The sequence below is a fragment of the Mesorhizobium sp. M0062 genome (genome assembly GCF_040323125.1).
Taxonomy (GTDB): Bacteria; Pseudomonadota; Alphaproteobacteria; order Rhizobiales; family Rhizobiaceae; genus Mesorhizobium.
Genome location: NZ_JAMYUO010000015.1, coordinates 1 through 15,991, shown reverse-complemented (window position 1 = coordinate 15,991; position 15,991 = coordinate 1). Strand labels below are relative to the sequence as shown.

13 protein-coding genes and 1 pseudogene are annotated in these 15,991 nt (G+C 63.6%); 9 read left to right on the top strand and 5 right to left on the bottom strand.

Annotated elements, in window-relative coordinates; genetic code table 11:
• Nucleotides 1-91: 91 nt before the first annotated feature.
• The 3 genes from NKJ64_RS18440 to NKJ64_RS18430 are packed head-to-tail and all read left to right on the top strand — an operon-like array spanning nt 92 to nt 1,085.
• Nucleotides 92-637 (top strand): SspB family protein, encoded by a 546-nt coding sequence (locus NKJ64_RS18440; protein ID WP_023667419.1) that lies wholly within the window; start codon nt 92-94, stop codon nt 635-637.
• Nucleotides 638-655: 18 nt separating this feature from the next.
• Nucleotides 656-850 carry a DUF4169 family protein gene (locus tag NKJ64_RS18435; RefSeq protein ID WP_023667420.1) on the top strand — a complete coding sequence of 65 codons (195 nt, stop codon included), beginning with the start codon at nt 656-658 and terminating at the stop codon, nt 848-850.
• Nucleotides 851-863: 13 nt separating this feature from the next.
• Entirely contained in the window at nt 864-1,085 is a 222-nt protein-coding gene (locus tag NKJ64_RS18430) for a ribbon-helix-helix domain-containing protein (protein WP_023668319.1), read from the top strand.
• A gap of 7 nt (nt 1,086-1,092) precedes the next feature.
• Here NKJ64_RS18430 and NKJ64_RS18425 read toward each other — a convergent pair whose 3' ends face one another.
• The 3 genes from NKJ64_RS18425 to NKJ64_RS18415 all read right to left on the bottom strand — a co-directional run bounded on the left by NKJ64_RS18425 (nt 1,093) and on the right by NKJ64_RS18415 (nt 7,091).
• Complete coding sequence (locus NKJ64_RS18425) at nt 1,093-5,028, bottom strand: AsmA family protein (protein WP_352463114.1); 3,936 nt, start codon at nt 5,026-5,028, stop codon at nt 1,093-1,095.
• A gap of 153 nt (nt 5,029-5,181) precedes the next feature.
• A complete protein-coding gene (locus tag NKJ64_RS18420; RefSeq protein ID WP_352463113.1) occupies nt 5,182-5,616 on the bottom strand; it encodes a hypothetical protein in 435 nt (144 codons plus the stop codon).
• 65 nt (nt 5,617-5,681) lie between these two features.
• Nucleotides 5,682-7,091 (bottom strand): FAD-binding oxidoreductase, encoded by a 1,410-nt coding sequence (locus NKJ64_RS18415; RefSeq protein WP_352463112.1) that lies wholly within the window; start codon nt 7,089-7,091, stop codon nt 5,682-5,684.
• A 220-nt stretch (nt 7,092-7,311) separates the two neighbouring features.
• On the opposite strand from NKJ64_RS18415, the gene NKJ64_RS18410 reads away from it, so the two are divergent.
• The 4 genes from NKJ64_RS18410 to NKJ64_RS18395 all read left to right on the top strand — a co-directional run bounded on the left by NKJ64_RS18410 (nt 7,312) and on the right by NKJ64_RS18395 (nt 9,996).
• Nucleotides 7,312-7,797, top strand: a complete 486-nt coding sequence (locus NKJ64_RS18410; protein WP_352463111.1) for a thioesterase family protein — start codon at nt 7,312-7,314, stop codon at nt 7,795-7,797.
• 146 nt (nt 7,798-7,943) lie between these two features.
• Nucleotides 7,944-8,141, top strand: coding sequence for a hypothetical protein (locus NKJ64_RS18405; RefSeq protein ID WP_013531006.1), 198 nt, complete (start codon nt 7,944-7,946; stop codon nt 8,139-8,141).
• Nucleotides 8,142-8,401: 260 nt separating this feature from the next.
• A complete protein-coding gene (locus NKJ64_RS18400; protein ID WP_023667428.1) occupies nt 8,402-9,550 on the top strand; it encodes a histidine kinase dimerization/phosphoacceptor domain -containing protein in 1,149 nt (382 codons plus the stop codon).
• On the top strand, nt 9,547-9,996 hold the full coding sequence (locus NKJ64_RS18395) for a response regulator (protein ID WP_023668313.1): 450 nt from the start codon (nt 9,547-9,549) through the stop codon (nt 9,994-9,996). Before NKJ64_RS18400 ends, NKJ64_RS18395 begins: the two co-directional genes overlap by 4 nt.
• 3 nt (nt 9,997-9,999) lie before the next feature.
• Here the strand turns inward: NKJ64_RS18395 and NKJ64_RS18390 are convergent, their stop codons facing one another.
• Both NKJ64_RS18390 and NKJ64_RS18385 read right to left on the bottom strand, forming a co-directional pair.
• Nucleotides 10,000-10,905 carry a dienelactone hydrolase family protein gene (locus tag NKJ64_RS18390; protein WP_352463110.1) on the bottom strand — a complete coding sequence of 302 codons (906 nt, stop codon included), beginning with the start codon at nt 10,903-10,905 and terminating at the stop codon, nt 10,000-10,002.
• Between the two features lie 638 nt (nt 10,906-11,543).
• Nucleotides 11,544-13,882, bottom strand: a pseudogene (locus NKJ64_RS18385) (glucose/quinate/shikimate family membrane-bound PQQ-dependent dehydrogenase).
• Nucleotides 13,883-14,126: 244 nt separating this feature from the next.
• Between NKJ64_RS18385 and NKJ64_RS18380 the strand changes: the two are divergent.
• A complete protein-coding gene (locus NKJ64_RS18380; RefSeq protein ID WP_352463108.1) occupies nt 14,127-14,960 on the top strand; it encodes a DUF2059 domain-containing protein in 834 nt (277 codons plus the stop codon).
• 80 nt (nt 14,961-15,040) lie between these two features.
• A partial coding sequence (locus NKJ64_RS18375; RefSeq protein WP_352463107.1) for an ATP-dependent helicase occupies nt 15,041-15,991 on the top strand: 951 nt, incomplete at its 3' end.

Below are 15,991 nucleotides of genomic sequence, written 5' to 3'. Positions count from 1 at the left end.
GCTTCGGCGCATCAGCGATCTATATCCGGTTTACGCCGCGCTCAAGCTTGATTACAGCTATGCGGACGATTCAACGGAACCCGACCAGCACATGGCCGACGACCACATCCGCTACGACATCCTGGCCCAGGAGGCATTGCGCGGCGTCATGCGCAAGGTCCTGGCCGAAGTCGCGCGCACCGGCCTTCCCGGCAATCATCATTTCTTCATCACATTCCTGACCGGCGCGCCGGGCGTGCGGGTGTCCTCCAGGCTGCGCGAGCGCTATCCCGAACAGATGACCATCGTCATCCAGTTCCAGTATTGGGACCTCAAGGTGACCGATACCGGCTTCGAGGTCGGGCTGTCCTTCTCCGACGTGCCGGAGAAGCTGGAAATCCCGTTCTCGGCCGTACGCGGCTTCTACGACCCATCGGTCAATTTCGAACTCGAATTCGACGTCAAGACCGACGTCCCGGCGGAAGACGATGCAGCCGCCCAGCCGGCTGCCGAGCCTTTGGCTATCGTCTCCGAGAAAAAGCCGAAGGCCGAGAAGAAGGCAGCTGCCACTGAGGCGGAGAAAAAGCCCGCCGTGGCCGATGCCGCCGCCGGCAAGGGCGCCGACGTCGTGTCGCTCGACGCCTTCCGCAAGAAGTAGCGGGACGGTCGGCGCGACATGGGCGAAATCGTCAACCTTCGCCAGGTCCGCAAGCAGAAGGCGCGCACCGAAAAGGAAAAGCTCGCCGGCGAGAACCGCGCTCTGCACGGCCGTTCCAAAGCCGAAAGAACTCGTGACCGTCTGACATCGGACAAGGCCGAAAAATTCGTCGCCGGCCACCGCCGCGAACGCCCGGAAGACCAGGGCGATTGATGGACCGCCTGCGGTGAGCCCGGTCGAAAAACGCTCCGTGACCATCCGCGGCCATCGCACCAGCTATTCCCTCGAAAAACCCTTTTATGACGATCTCGTCGCCATCGCCGCCGCGCGCAAGCTGACCCTTGCTGCCCTGGTCGCGGAGATCGACGAGACAAGACCGCGCGATGCGAACCTGTCCTCGGCGCTCAGGCTGCATGTGCTGGACTGGGCCAAGCGCGGCGCGGTCTGAATGGTTCTTAATTGCCCAGCGACTTCAGCAGATTGTCGACGGAGAACGGATTTGTCCTGGGCTTCGGCGGCGCCGGGGCCGAACCGTCACTGACACCGGGAAGTGAGCGGTCGACCTTCGGCGCCTGCTCCTGAGCCTTGCGCTCGGCCTCCAGCCTGGCTTTTTCCTGCGAAGCGGTCCGCATCGCCTGCTCAGCCTTCTTCCGTTCGTCCTCGGCCTTTGCGGCGTCTTCGGCGGCCTGCTCTTCGGCCTGCGCCTTCGCGTCCGCATCCGCCTTGGCCTTGGCGTCAGCCTCTGCCTGCGCTTTCGCATCGGCCTTTGCTTTGGCATCCGCCTTGGCCTTGGCATCCGCTTCGGCCTGTGCCTTTGCGTCGGCCTGTGCTTTCGCCTTGGCGTCGGCCTCGGCTTTGAGCCGTGCCGCTTCCTCCTGCTTGCGCAATTCCTCGGCGGCGTTGTCGCGCTCGGTCTGCAGGGCGGCGTAGTAGCGCACCTCGCGCCGCAGCCGCTGCTTCTCGAGCAGTGCGGCCTGCATCGCCTCGACCCGCTGCTGCTCCTTTTCCAGCGCGCGCTGGGTCAAAAATTGCGCCAGCGGCTCGCTGTCGAACTGCTTCTTCAGCGCCCCGAACGGCCCATCGACGCTGAAATTGACCGTCGGATCGGAGCCGATCAGCGCCTCGTCGCCAGGCTTGTAGGTGACAGCGCCCTTGGTGGCGACGGTGCCGGTGTTGAGGTCGGCCGTGATGTCGGCAGACAGCGTCGCCGCCTGGTTTTCGAGTTTCATCGGTGGTGCCCGCAACGTGCCGCCGGCGACCGTGAAGGCCATGTCGGTATCGCCGGCTGCAAAGCTGCCGTCGCCGGCAATCTGCGGCGCAAAGCCCGCGGTCTTGGCCACGTCGATGTCGCGCCCGATCGCATCAGCCTTGGCAATCAACGCGCCGAAGGCATCGGGATTGACGCCGGCAATGGTCAGGCCTTTCAGCGCCGCCGTGCCCGAGCCGGAGAGTGCGGCAATCATCGCGTCGACCGATTTGCCGCTGGTCGACAGCCCTGTCGAGAAGTCGCCGCTGCCACTCAAGCCGGCAGCCGGCAGCACGGTCGCCAGGTCAGCGCCGGCAAGCCTCATCTGGCCGGAGAACAGCCCCGTGCCGTCTGTGTTCTTCAACTCGAACAATCCGGTGAGCGCGCCGCCGAGCAGTTTTGCCTTCAGGTCCGAAACGCGGATGCCTTCCTGGTCCAGTTTCAACGACAGCGACGCGTCATAGGCTGTCGCCAGCGGTCCGGCGGCAAGCGTCGCCGTCGTCAGGTCGAGATCGGCGCTGAACGGCAGGCTGGATTTCTGGCTGAATGGCGCCGTCGGCCAGTTCGCGTTGCTGCTGAGTAACGACTGGTCACCGAACAGCGCAACCGCAATCGGGTCGAGGTCCAGTTCGTCGAGCGCCAGCGCACCGGCAAAATGCGGCAGCCCCTGCTTCGCATCGATGTTGACGTCGCCCGAAATCTCCGACTCGTTGATGGATCCGCTGAGGCCGCTCAACACCAGCAGGCCATTGCCGAAATCGGCATCCGCGCTGAGCGAGGTCGAGGTGCCCGTGCCCATTCCCGGCAGGCCGGCGCCGGTGGTCATCAGCCACGGCTCTATATCGGAGGCGTCGAGGCCGATCTTGCCCTTGGCGGTGGCGCCTTGCGGCGTCTGAGCAACGGTGCCGTCGAACGTCGCCCTGAAGTCGTCGGCGGCGAAATTGAAGCTCGTCGCCAGGCCGCCGCCAAACGTGCCTTTGGCCGAAATATCGGTGCTTGCCTGGCCGAGCATGCCGAGCGGCAGCGCCGGCAGGCCGTAGAGCGCCAGCAGCACGGTGGCGTCGGGATTTTTGGCGTTGAAGGTCAGCGTCACCGGCGCGTCGAGCAACTGGCCGACGGCACCCTCGCCCGACAGCGACGCCGAAAAGGCCGAACCGCCGGCCTTGCCTTGTCCGCTCACCGCCAGCCCGGTCGTGCCGTCGCCATTGTCGGCGGCGCTCGCCACCAGATCGACGCGCGCGTCCTGGAACAGTTCAGGATAGGCGGCCGTGCGGCCAGCCAGTCCCTTCAGCATCAGCTTGTCGGGATAGTGTTGCGCGGCAATGTCGATCAGCGGCTTCAGATCGACGGCGACCACCGAGGCATCGAGCTTGCCGGTCGGGCTTGCCGGAAAATCCTTGATCCGGCCGGTGGCGCTGATCGAGGCGCCGGCAAGGCCGCCAATCGACAGCCGGTCGATTTCGAGCAGCCCGTCGCGGAGCCGGAGCGCGGTATCGACCGTGTCGGCGGTGAGCCCGCCAGCATTGACCGGCCCTGCCTTGATCTGAAAATCGAGGTCACGGTCGGAAAAGCGGTTGGCGCCCTTGTCGCTGACGAAGATCGAGGCGAAGGCCGTCAGCCCGTCGACATCGAGTTCGCCGCCCTCGAGCCGCATCAGCACCGAGGACTTGGCGTCGTCGGGCTGGCTGGAATCGATGCGGCCGGTGAACTTCGACTTGCCGAGGATCAGTTCGAGATCGCTGAACGCCTGGCGCTTCTCCGACAGGTCCACCTTGGCCTTGAAGCCGGCGGCCGGCAGCCGGCGGATCGCCTCGTCGACATCTTTGGACAACCAGGCAGCAAAGCCGGAAGGCTGCGCCACCGCCAGCAGCATGGAGCCGCTGAAACCGAAATGATCTTCGACGCTGAGCATGCCGCTGGCTTCCAGCGTCGTGCGCCCGGGCAAGGTCGCGGCCAGCGATTTCACCGACCAGCCGCCCTCGACCGGCTCGGCCGAGAGATGCACGTCGCGCACCGTGGTGTCGCCAGCCACCACCGCCGGCAGCTTGACCTCGACAGTGCCGGGGATGCTCGGCTTCGGCAGTTCGAGCAGCGCCTGCTCGATTCCGGCAATGCGCTGGTCCAGCGTCAGGCCGGCGCCCTTCTCAGCGCCCACCGCTTCATCCAGTTGCACCTGCGCGCCATTGGCCTCGATGGCGAAGTTCGGCCTAAGGCCGAGATCGACCGAAGCCTTGCCGTCGGCTGTGTAGGGATTGTCGAGCGGCCCGGTCTCGAAGCGGAATTCGTCGACGCCAAGCTTCTGGTGGTCGAGCGAGAACTTGCCGTTCAGCCGGAAGCCCGGATCGGGTTTGCCGGCGCTGATTTTGACGCTCTCGCCATCGCTGCCGCGCAGTTCGGCGCTGTTTTTGTCGTTGCCGGAAATCTTGAACTGGCCGGAATAGACGGCAGCCCCATTGACGATGCCTGCATTGCCGTCGGTTTCGATGACCAGTGGATAGGCATCGGGATCGACCTTGAGCCTCAGCCGCATCTGGCCGCTGCCTTCGGCCTTGCCGGTCGAAGCCGCAACCGTCGAACGCAGGCCATCGAGCAGCAACGTTCCGTCCATGCGCCACGGCCCGGCCAGCGACTTGGCAGAGATGGTCGAATTGATCTCGGAAATCAGATGGCTGCGCCCGCCTGCGGCATGGCGGAGCGCAATTTCTCCCTCCGTCACCGTCAGCTTCTCGATCGAGATCTGGTTGAGGTCGAAAGGCGAGGACGGCCGTATCGCCCAGTCGACCGTGCCGTTATCGGCGATGTCGATCGTCGCCTTCGGATGCACCAGCCGCATATCGAAAATCAGCACTTCGCCGCGCAGGAACGGCGCCAGTTCCGCGTCCATCGAAAAGGTCTCGACGGTCATTGCCTGCTGGCCGCCGGGGCCGCCGGCGACCGTGACGTTTGAGAAGGTCACCGAGGGGAACGGCAACAGCCGCGCCGTGGCGTCGCCTTGCACCGTCACCTTGCGGCCGAGAATGGCGCTCGCCTCGCGCTCGAATTGGGCGCGGTACCCGGTCCAATCGACAAAATACGGCACCACCAGCGCCGCAACCAGCACCAGCACAAACAAGCCACCGAAGATCACGAACAGGCGTGCGAGCATCAGCTCCGAACGGGTTGATTGAAAGTCAGCCGCACTCTACCCGCATCAGCGTGTCGATAAAGAGGCAATTCATCCAGAGTTGCTTGATCTCTGTATCTGGACGAGCAGAGATTTCGGACGCCTGTGACTGCGTGCCGGCCGACATGCAACAGACTAACCCGCCACCGCCTGTCGGCGATATTCGTTCAGCAGCACTACCATCTCCTCGGGCGACAATGTCCAGCCCTGCGGTAATGCGGCTTCGGCGCCGAGGCTTTTGGTCACGCTGCCCATGACGGAGCTTTTCTTGACCCCCGGTGCGAAATTGTACCCGATCATATCGCTGATTCTGCGCCGGCGGTGGACGACGAAGAAGCTTTCGATATCCTTCCAGGGGACCAGCTTGGGCGATCGAACAAGGCCTCCGCCGAGACTGAAACCTTGTCCGTTCAGCACCAGAATCTGCGGCCGCACAAGCTGCCAGGCAAACACCAACGCGACCAGCCCGAAAAAGGCCACGCACCACCAAAGGCCGGCGGTGTCGCCGTCCTCGGAGACATAAATCAGGAAAGCGCAGGCCAGGACAAAGAAGAGGCTGGCCGACAGCAATAACAGTGTCTTGCCAAGCGATGCCCTTATAATCAGGGTATCCATTGCCGCTCCTCACATTTCGGCTATGCAGGTAATATCTTGCCAGGGTTCATGATGTCTTGCGGGTCGAGCGCTTTTTTTATGGAGCGCATGATGTCGACACCATGGCCGAGCTCATGGCGCAGGAAGCCGATCTTGCCCTGGCCGATGCCGTGTTCGCCGGTGCAGGTGCCGTCCATGGCGATCGCCCGCATGTTCAGCCGCGAGACGAATTTCTCCGCCAGCGCGATCTCTTTGGGGTCGTTGACATCCATCAGCACCAGCACATGGAAATTGCCGTCGCCGGCATGGCCGACGATCGGCGCAACCAGGCCCATCTCGGCAATGTCGGCCTCGGTTTCGGCAACGCATTCGGCCAGCCGCGAGATCGGCACGCAGACATCGGTCGACAGGCCCTTGGTGCCCGGCCGCAGCGTCAGCGACGCCCAATAAGCATCGTGCCTGGCCTTCCAGAGTTTCGTGCGCTCCTCGGCGACGCTCGTCCACAGGAATGGCCCGCCGCCATTGTCTTCAGCAATGGCACCGAAGGTTTCGGCCTGTTCGGCGACACCGGCATCGCTGCCGTGGAACTCGACGAACAGGCACGGGCTCTCGGGGTAATCGAGCTTCGAGTAATTCTTCATCGCCCGCATCTGCAGTCCATTCACCAGTTCGATGCGCGCCACCGGAATGCCCATCTGGATGGTCGCGATGACCGCGTTGCAGGCCGCCTCGAGGTTTGGAAACGGGCAGACGCCGCCGGAGATCGCCTGCGGAATGCCTTGCAGCTTCAAGGTCAGCGAGGTGATGATGCCGAGCGTGCCTTCCGAGCCGACCAGAAGCCGCGTCAGATCGTAGCCGGCCGAACTCTTTTTCGCCCGCTTGCCGGTCGTCACCGTCTCGCCATCGGCCATGACGGCCGTCAGCGACAGCACGTTTTCACGCATCGTGCCGTAGCGCACCGCATTGGTGCCGGAGGCCCGCGTTGCCGCCATGCCGCCGAGCGAAGCATTGGCGCCGGGATCGATGGGGAAGAACAGGCCGGTATCGCGCAGGTGCCGATTCAAATCCTCGCGCGTTACGCCAGGCTCGACCGTGCAGTCGAGATCCTCGGGGTTGACCGACAGGATGCGGTTCATGCGCGAGGTGTCGACCGAGATGCCGCCACCCGGCGCGTTGGTGTGGCCTTCGAGCGACGAGCCGACGCCGAAGGCGATGACCGGCACGCGGTGCGCGGCGCAGGCGCGCACGATCTCCTGTACCTCGGCCGTCTTCTCCGGAAATGCAACGCCATCGGGCGCCTGCGTCGGAATATAGGTGGTGGTGTGCGCATGCTGCGAGCGGATCGCCGCGCCGGTCTGGAAACGCTCGCCGAACTGCTGTTTGAGGATGCCGAGCACGGCGGCGATGCCTTCCTCGTTGCGTTCGACCGGATTGAGGTCGCTCAGAGCCATGAATTCCTCCGCGAATGGACCAGCGTCCATGCTTGTTATGCGATTATGGATGCACATGACGCAATTCCAGGGAAAGTGTGAAGCGGTTTTCCGTCCGGGATTGCGTCAACAAAAAACTAGAGCGGTTCGTGTTTCCGCGAGACGGTGAACCGCTCTAGTCTCACGGGCCGCAGCCTGTCCAGCACTGAACTCGGTCCAGCACCAGAACAAGGAAGTTTCCATGCCCATCCCTGCCCAATTCGTTTCCAAACCGATGGACATCGAGAAGGATTGGATCGACTACAACGGCCATCTCAACATGGCCTATTACAACGTGTTGTTCGACCGCTGCTCGGATGAGGCGTTCGAGGCGATGGGCATGGGGCTGGACTATGTCAAAGAGCGGCGCCTGACCATCTACACGGCCGAAGTCCATGTTTGCTATGTCCAGGAACTGCACCTCGAACACAAGGTCGTCGTATCCTTCCAACTGATCGATCATGACGACAAGCGGCTGCGGGCCTACCAGGAAATCCGCCATGTCGATGGCTGGCTCGCCGCCACTTCCGAAACCCTGTCGCTGCATGTCGACATGTCCGGGCCGAAAGTCGCGCCCTTCCCCGCCGATGTGCAGGCCAAGGTGGAAGCCATGCGCGCCGCCCATTCTGCACTGCCGATGCCCGAGCGGGCCGGCCGTTCGATCGGTATTCGCCGCAGGACCGCTTGAAGCGCTGCCGCGCCCGCGTTAACCTTACCAAGGTTTTAACGTGGACAAGCCATTTGGGCCATTGAACGACTCAGCTGACCGTTTGAGAACGGTGCCATGCGAGTTGCGACGCGGGCGGCGGGCAACAGGCGGTTCGAGGAACGTGCATGAAAACCGACATCAAGGTCGAGGTGGACAGGCTGGCTGCCGATCCGCGCATCACCGACTATGATTTCTGGCGCTCGTTGAAGAACGTCAACAACGAGATCTTCCACATCGCCAACAACAACGAGCCTATCCCCTTCGACATGATCCGCTGGCGCGCCATCCTGAAGCAGGCGCGCATGAAGCGTGGCCACGCCTGATGTTTCCGCTGTTCTGAGAAAGCCGCCACCGGCGAGCGCCGCCACGGACCATTGCGACCTGATCATTTCTATAGGTCGGCGCCAGCCCTGCTTTCAGCGAATCGGCTACATCCGACAACCTTCAAAAACCGTTCATTTCGACAGTTTGCGCAACCGGCGATTCGGTTTCGCAAACGGCTGCCTGCGACAAGAAGATCAAGATTGAACCAATTCCACGTCTAAGCCGTTGTGACCCCTGAAAAACGGCTTGGAGTGAAAGCATGGATTGGAAAAGGACCAGGGAACCGGCCGACGCATGGCACATGACGGACAATCTGCATGCCGAGCACGGCAAGGGCGATCCGTTCGCGGCCGCCATCCGCGCCACCCGCATGTCGATGGTCATCACCGATCCCCGTCAAGCGGACAATCCGATCGTCTTTGCCAATGACGCGTTCCTGCGCCTGACCGGCTACGAGCGCGACGAGGTCATGGGCAAGAACTGCCGCTTCCTGCAGGGGCCAGAGACAGACAAGGCAGCTGTGGCTAGCGTGCGCGACGCGATAGCAGCGGGAACCGATATCGCCATCGATCTGTTGAACTACCGCAAGGACGGCTCGACATTCTGGAATGCGCTCTACATCAGCCCGGTTTCCAACGACAAAGGCGAACTCCTGTTCTTCTTTGCCTCACAGCTCGACGTCTCCGATCGCAAGCGCTCCGAGGATCGCATCACCGCCGACAAGAACCGTTTTGAAAAGGCTGTCAAGGAACGCACACGCGAGCTTGAGGCCGCCCTTGAGGCGCAGACCACGCTGCTGCACGAGGTCGACCATCGGGTGAAAAACAACCTGCAGATGATCTCCTCGCTGATCATCATGCAAAGCCGGGCAATCAAGGATGAAGCGACAAAGCGATCGCTGACCACCATGCTGGAGCGCATCGAGGCGCTGAGCACGGTGCATCGCCGTCTCTACCAGTCAAAGGATGTCAGCCGCTTCGATGTCTCGGATTTCGCCAGGGATCTGGTCACCGACCTGCTGACCGCATCCGGACGCGCCGAGATCAAGCCGACGCTGGACCTCGAACCCATCGTCATTCCGGCCGAAAAAGCCACGCCTGTTGCCTTGATGGTCAATGAGCTTGTCACCAACGCGCTGAAGCACGCCTTCAAGGCAAAGCCGGACGGCACCACCGCGGGGCGCATCGGCATCAAGATGAGCCAGCCCGACGGCCACTTCAACATCGAGGTTTCCGATGACGGCGTCGGCATGGCCGAGGCCAGTGGCGATGCTTCTTTTGGCATGCGGCTGATCAAGTCGCTTGCCCGTCAGTTGCATGCCGACATCGAATGGCGCGACGCCGGCCCGGGCACAAAGGTCGTCATCTCGATGCCGAACGAACCGCAGCAGAAAGGGAAGCTGTCATGAACGAACCGCTCAAGGTCCTGATCGTCGAGGACGAGGCGTTGCTGGCGATGGAACTGGAAAGCCTTGTCGAGGAAGCCGGCCACAGCGTTGTGGGTTGGGCGACCTCCTTGGCCGAAGCAAGAGGCATGATTGATACCGCCGATGCCGATATTGCCTTTGTCGATATCCACCTCGCCGACGGGCCGACCGGGGTCGAGGTTGCCGAGCATATCCGCGAGGGTAACCGTTCCATGGTGGTGTTCATGACCGCCAATCCAAAACGCATCCCCGACCATTTCGCCGGCGCGATCGGCGTCATCGCCAAGCCCTACACGATGAACGGACTGGTGTCGGCGTTGCGCTATCTGCAGGAGGGCGTGCGGCGCCCGCCCCCGGTCTCGGTGCTGCCGGCCGGTTTTACGCTGTCGCCGGCCTATGAGAGCGTATGGGCGTCGTCGGCGGCCTGAAGCCTACGCCAGCTTCTCCTTGAGGAAAGCGATCGTCCTGCCCCAGGCGAGATCGGCTGCCTTCTTGTCATAGCGCGCGGCCGAGGTGTCGTTGTTGAAGGCATGGTTGACGCCGTCATAGACATAGAGCGTGTATTCGACATGGGCGGCGTCGAGCGCTTTCTTGTAGGCATCGATGCCGGCGTCGATGCGCTCGTCGAGCCCGGCATAGTGCAGCAACAGCGCCGCCTTGATCTTCGCCACATCCTCGGCCTTCGGCTGCATGCCGTAATAGGCGACGCCGGCGGCGAGATCGGGCGCGTTGACCGCCAGATTGTTGACCGTGCCGCCGCCCCAGCAGAAGCCGACAGCACCGACCTTGCCGTTGCCGTCCTTCTCGCCCTTGAGATAGGCGATGGTCGCCACACCATCGGCGGTGACCTGGCTGGCTTCGAGCTTGGTAAACATGTCGCGCGCCTTGTCTTCGTCAGCGGGCGTGCCGCCGAGCGGCGACAGGAAATCCGGCGCCAGCGCCACGAACCCTTCCAGCGCAACGCGCCGCGCCGCATCCTTGATATGCGGGTTGAGCCCCCTGTTCTCATGCACCACGATGACGGTGCCGAGCTTGCCGGACTGGTCCGCCGGCCTGACCAGATAGCCCTTCATCTCACCGCTGCTGCCGGAATAGGTGATATCTTCAGCCTTCACGCGCTGATCGTTGTCGGCGACGATTGCCGCCTGCGCCGAATTCGCCGCAAGCAGCGGCGCGATCGCGGCCGCCGCCGCGCCCGATCCGGCAAGCCTGGTCAGCTGTTCCATGAAGCGGCGGCGGTCGAGCGTCAGATGCGTGTATTCGTCATAGGCATCGATCATCGCCTGGGTGATGGCAGGTTTGGCAGGTTTGACGGCTTCGGCGGTGGGTTTCGTCATGGCGTGCTCCTCGTTAGGAGATGATCTCACGGTCACTCCGGGATGACCTCGCGGTCACTCCGGGATGACCTCGCGGTCACTCCGGGATGACTCGCGGATCAAGATAGGGTGCAAGCTCGCACGGTCCAGTCTCGGATGGGTGACGCTTGCGCCATCGAACGATGCGGCCGCCCCGCCGAACGCGCCCATCACATTTTGGTCATTTCAGAGAATGTCGATGGTGCCGCCACAATATGGAAGGAAGCTGATGATGGTCTCGCTCGTAGCGGCGAGCCCGACGAGAAGGAACAACGCCATGACCTTGTCTACTCCGATCCTTGCAAGCGCGCTCGTGCTTGCTGTTGCTGCCTTGCTGGCAATGCGCTCCGCTGCTGCCGCAGCCGCCGCTCGGATGGTGAAGGTCCGCGTCGACCGGCACCACGCTGATCCAGCAGGCCGAAACAGGGCCGCAGCTAACCAATGAAGTACTGGGCTCCGTGCCCAGCCTCAAAGGCCATCTCTTACGCAAGCTGACCAAGGCTGCTGCTGCCCTCATCGCCCTGCCGGGCACTTCTCCCCGTATAGATGCCGGCAGGCAGATGAGGGGCGGCGCGACAGAATATCTGCCGGGCCGATCACTTACCTAAGTCACATCGCTGCTACTTCGGCAGCGTATAGGCATCACATAGTCGCCGGGCTTGGTGCCGACCGAGCCATGGCCGCCGGCGACGATGACCACGAACTGGCGGCCGTCGGCGACGGTGTAGGTCATCGGCGTCGACTGCCCACCGGCCGGCAGCCTGGCCTGCCAAAGCTGCTTGCCCGATGTCAGGTCATAGGCGCGCAGATAGTCGTCGACCGCCGCGCCCAGGAAGACGACGCCGCCGGCGGTGATCATCGGCCCGCCAATGCCGGGAACACCGACCTTCAGCGGCAAGGGCAACGGCGTCATGTCGTAGACGGTGCCGTTGCGGTGCTTGTAGGCGATCTTGCCGGTTCTGAGGTCCGCTCCCGCCACATAGCCCCATGGCGGCGCCTGGCAGGGCACGCCGAGCGGCGACAGGAACGGCCCCATCACCACCGCATAGGGTGCGCCCTCATTGCGGTTCAGCCCCTGCTCGCTGCCGCGCCCCTCATCCGGCGGCGGCACCTGGTCGCGCGGAATGAGCTGCGATTTGAACGCCAGATAGGTCGGCATGCCGAACATCACCTGCCGCACCGGATCGACGGCGACGCCGCCCCAGTTGAATGTGCCGAAATTACCGGGATAGACCAGCGACCCCTGCACCGATGGCGGGGTGTAGCGGCCCTCGTAGCGCAGGCCCTGGAATTCGATCCGGCAGGCCAGCTGGTCGAACATGGTGATGCCCCACATGTCGGCGCCGGTCAGCGGCCTCGGATTGAAGGAGAGATCCGAGACCGGCTGCGTCGGCGACGTGTGATCGCCCTCGACAGCGCCGCCCGGCGCCGGCACTTCCTTGATCGGGATGATCGGCTCGCCGCTGCGCCGGTCGAGCACGTAGAGGTCGCCCTGCTTGGTCGGTCCAACCAGGCCCGGAACGACGCCGGCAGCGGTGGTGATGTCGACCAGGGTCGGCTGTGCCGGCACATCCATGTCCCAGAGGTCGTGATGCACGGTCTGCCGCACCCAGCGCACTTGTCCGGTGGCCAGATCGAGCGCGGTGATCGAGGAGGAAAACTTCTCGACATTGGCGCTGCGGCCCATCCCGAGCTGGTCCGGCGTCTGGTTGCCGAGCGGCACATAGAGCAAGCCGAGCTTCTCGTCGGCGCTTGCCGTCGACCACATGTTGGGCGAGTTGTGGGTGTAGGTCTGGCCTGCCGCCAGCGGCGTTGTCTGGTCCGGATTGCCGGAATCCCAGTTCCACACCAGGGCGCCGGTGTCGACGTCGAAGGCCCGGATGACGCCGGACGGCTCTTGCGTCGAATAATTGTCGTTGACCGCGCCGCCGATGATGATCTTGCCGCCCGCAATCAGCGGCGCCGAGGTCGAGTAATAATAGCCCGACTTCGGATACGGCATGTTGGTCAACAAATTGAGCGTGCCGGCTTCGGCGAAGGACGGGCAGACCTGGCCGTTGGCGGCGTCGAGCGCGATCAGCCGCGCATCCGAGGTCGGCAGATAGACGCGCGTCGCGCAAGGCTGGCCGGCGGCGATCTTGGCATCGGCATAATAGGACACGCCGCGGCAGGTCTGGTGCTGGCGGTCCTTGTCGAGCTTGATCTTGGGATCGAAACGCCATTTCTCCTTGCCGGTGGCGGCATCGATGGCGATAGCGAAATTGTGCGGCGTGCAGATATAGAGCGCGTCGCCCACCTTCAGCGGCGTCACCTGGTAGGTGGTTTCGCCGACATCGTCCGGCCCTTTCACGTCGCCGGTCTGGTAGGTCCAGGCCGGCTGCAATTTGGCGACATTGTCGGGCGTGATCTGGTCGAGCGGCGAATAGCGCTGGCCAAATTGCGTACGGCCGTAGAAATGCCATTCGCCCGGAGGCACATTGCCGCCGAGATCGGCAGTCGGCGTCACCTTGTCGGCGCTGAGGTCGCCGGCGATGTCCTTGGGATCGGCCGTCATCGAATAACCGGCGACGGCGAGCGAAGCCAGCGCGGCCAGAATGAGCGGCGCTCGCGCGTCGGGGCCGGTCAGGCCCCGCCTTGCCCAAGGTGTCAGCAGCCACAGCGCCAGAAGCACGACGATGCCGCCGCGCGGTCCGAGTTCCCACCAGTCGAAGCCGATTTCCCACACCGCCCAGGCCAGCGTGCCGAGCACGATCGCCGCGTAGAGCCAGAGCGCCGTCGATTTGCGCCGGAAGAGCAGCCATGCGGCGATGAGGAAGGCGAGACCGGTGACGACATAGTACCAGCTGCCGCCCAGCATCGCGAGCCAGACGCCGCCGCCGCCAAGTGCGAGGCCGATGAGGAACAGGATGAGGGAGGTGATGACGACAGCCAAGACGATACTCCTTCGACTGATGCGCATTCCGCGGCGCGGCCATGGGCAAAGGTATGCCAATCCTGCCCCCGGCGGTACAACCTTCTCCCGCCCGCCGTGCCTGTCAAGCCGCCGGGGAGCGATCCATGGCGAAACCAAACGGCCATGCCGCAGGCTCCGCGCACAGGGCGTTTTTTTTCGAGGCCACACGCCCAGGTGGCAATCCCGCCTTGCCGGCATCCGGGTTTTCCAGCAGTCTGCTTTCGACCAACCATCAGGAGCAACCAGAGTGATGTCATTCGCCTCGCCTCTGACGCGAGTAGTCCTTGTCCTCTGTAGCTTCGTCGCGCTCACGGCCGGCACGGTGGCCGCGCCGGCACAGACGCTTAGCGAGATCAACAAGGCAAACGGCTTTCACGAGATGCTGATGGGCATCGGTCCCGGCATCGCCTCAGCCACGAAATCCATACCCGAACCGTTACCGGCAAATTTCCAGGACGCCTTGTCGGTCGCGCTGGAAGGCGCCTTCGACGCAGTCAAAATGGAGACTGCCATCGAATCGCGGATGGCGGACAGGCTGTCGGCCACCGATCTGTCCGACCTCGCAGCGTTTTACGCTTCCCCGTTGGGCAAGCACGTCACCGCTTTGGAAATCCAGTCGTCTGGCCCGGAAGGCAGCCAAAGCAAGAAGACAGAGGGCAAGCAAATCCTCGCCGGGCTTCCGACCAAGGATCCAGCCCGGCTCGAATTGTACCGCAAGATCATCGACGATATCAGCGCTGTCGACACCGGCGAGGCGATAGCGCTGAACATGAGCTACGCGATGGTTACGGGGATGCTGGGCGCAGCCGGAAAGCCTCTGTCGGACGAACAGATGATGGCGCTGGTGCGTCAGCAATCCGTGAAAATTCGCCAGAACATCGAACAGAATGCCATGCAGGGTAGCGCTTATACGTACCGGGATCTCTCGCTGGGCGATCTCAGATTGTACTCGAGATTCCTGGCGTCACCCGCGGGCAGCCGCTATTACGACCAGATGCTGACGGCCTTTGGCATGGTGATGACAGAGGAAGCGCGCTCGTTCGGACATCGATTGTTCGTCGCGCTCGGTTACCGAAAGGCCTGAGCCGCGGTATCGGGCACTTTAGCAGAACAAAACGTAGACACTTCTGGTCTTTCGCTCCCGAATCACTACATTCGGGGGAGATGTCCGGCTTTGCGGAAGACATGCCCTTTTTTGACGAACCCAATGCGCGGCCCGCGGCCCCGTCGGGCATAGCCGCGCGCGCCATGGCGGCCCGCAGCGGCCCCAACAGCGCGCCCGATTATCTCAACGGCCTAAACCCCGAGCAGCGGCTGGCGGTCGAAACCACCGAAGGCCCGGTCCTGGTGCTGGCCGGCGCCGGCACCGGCAAGACCCGCGTGCTGACCACCCGCATCGCCCATATCCTGGCCACCGGCAGGGCTTTCCCCTCGCAGATCCTGGCGGTGACCTTCACCAACAAGGCCGCGCGCGAGATGAAGCAGCGCATCGGCCATCTCGTCGGCGAAGCCGTCGAGGGCATGCCGTGGCTCGGCACCTTCCACTCCATCGGCGTCAAGCTCTTGCGGCGGCACGCCGAGCTGGCCGGGCTCAAATCCGATTTCACCATCCTCGACACCGACGACGTCGTACGGCTGATCAAGCAGCTGATCCAGGCCGAAGGCCTCGACGACAAGCGCTGGCCGGCCAAGCAGTTCGCGCAGATGATCGACGGCTGGAAGAACAAGGGCCAAGGCCCCGCCGACATTGCCGAGGGCGATGCCCGCAGCTTCGCCAACGGCAAGGGCCGCGAGCTCTACAAGGCCTATCAGGAGCGGCTCAAGACCCTGAACGCCTGCGACTTCGGCGATCTGCTCTGCCACCCGATCCGCATCTTCCGCGCCAATCCGGACGTGCTGAAGGACTACCACAAGCGCTTCAAATACATCCTCGTCGACGAGTACCAGGACACCAACACCGCGCAATACATGTGGCTGCGGCTGCTGGCGCAAAGACCTACCTCCCCCTCGATGGGGGAGGTCGCGCCGCGGTGGGGCGCGGGGGGGGGGTGGGGCGCCGGGGCCCGTGCGCCGCCCCCCCCCCCCGGCGGGGGGGCCGCGCCCCCCCCCGGGGGG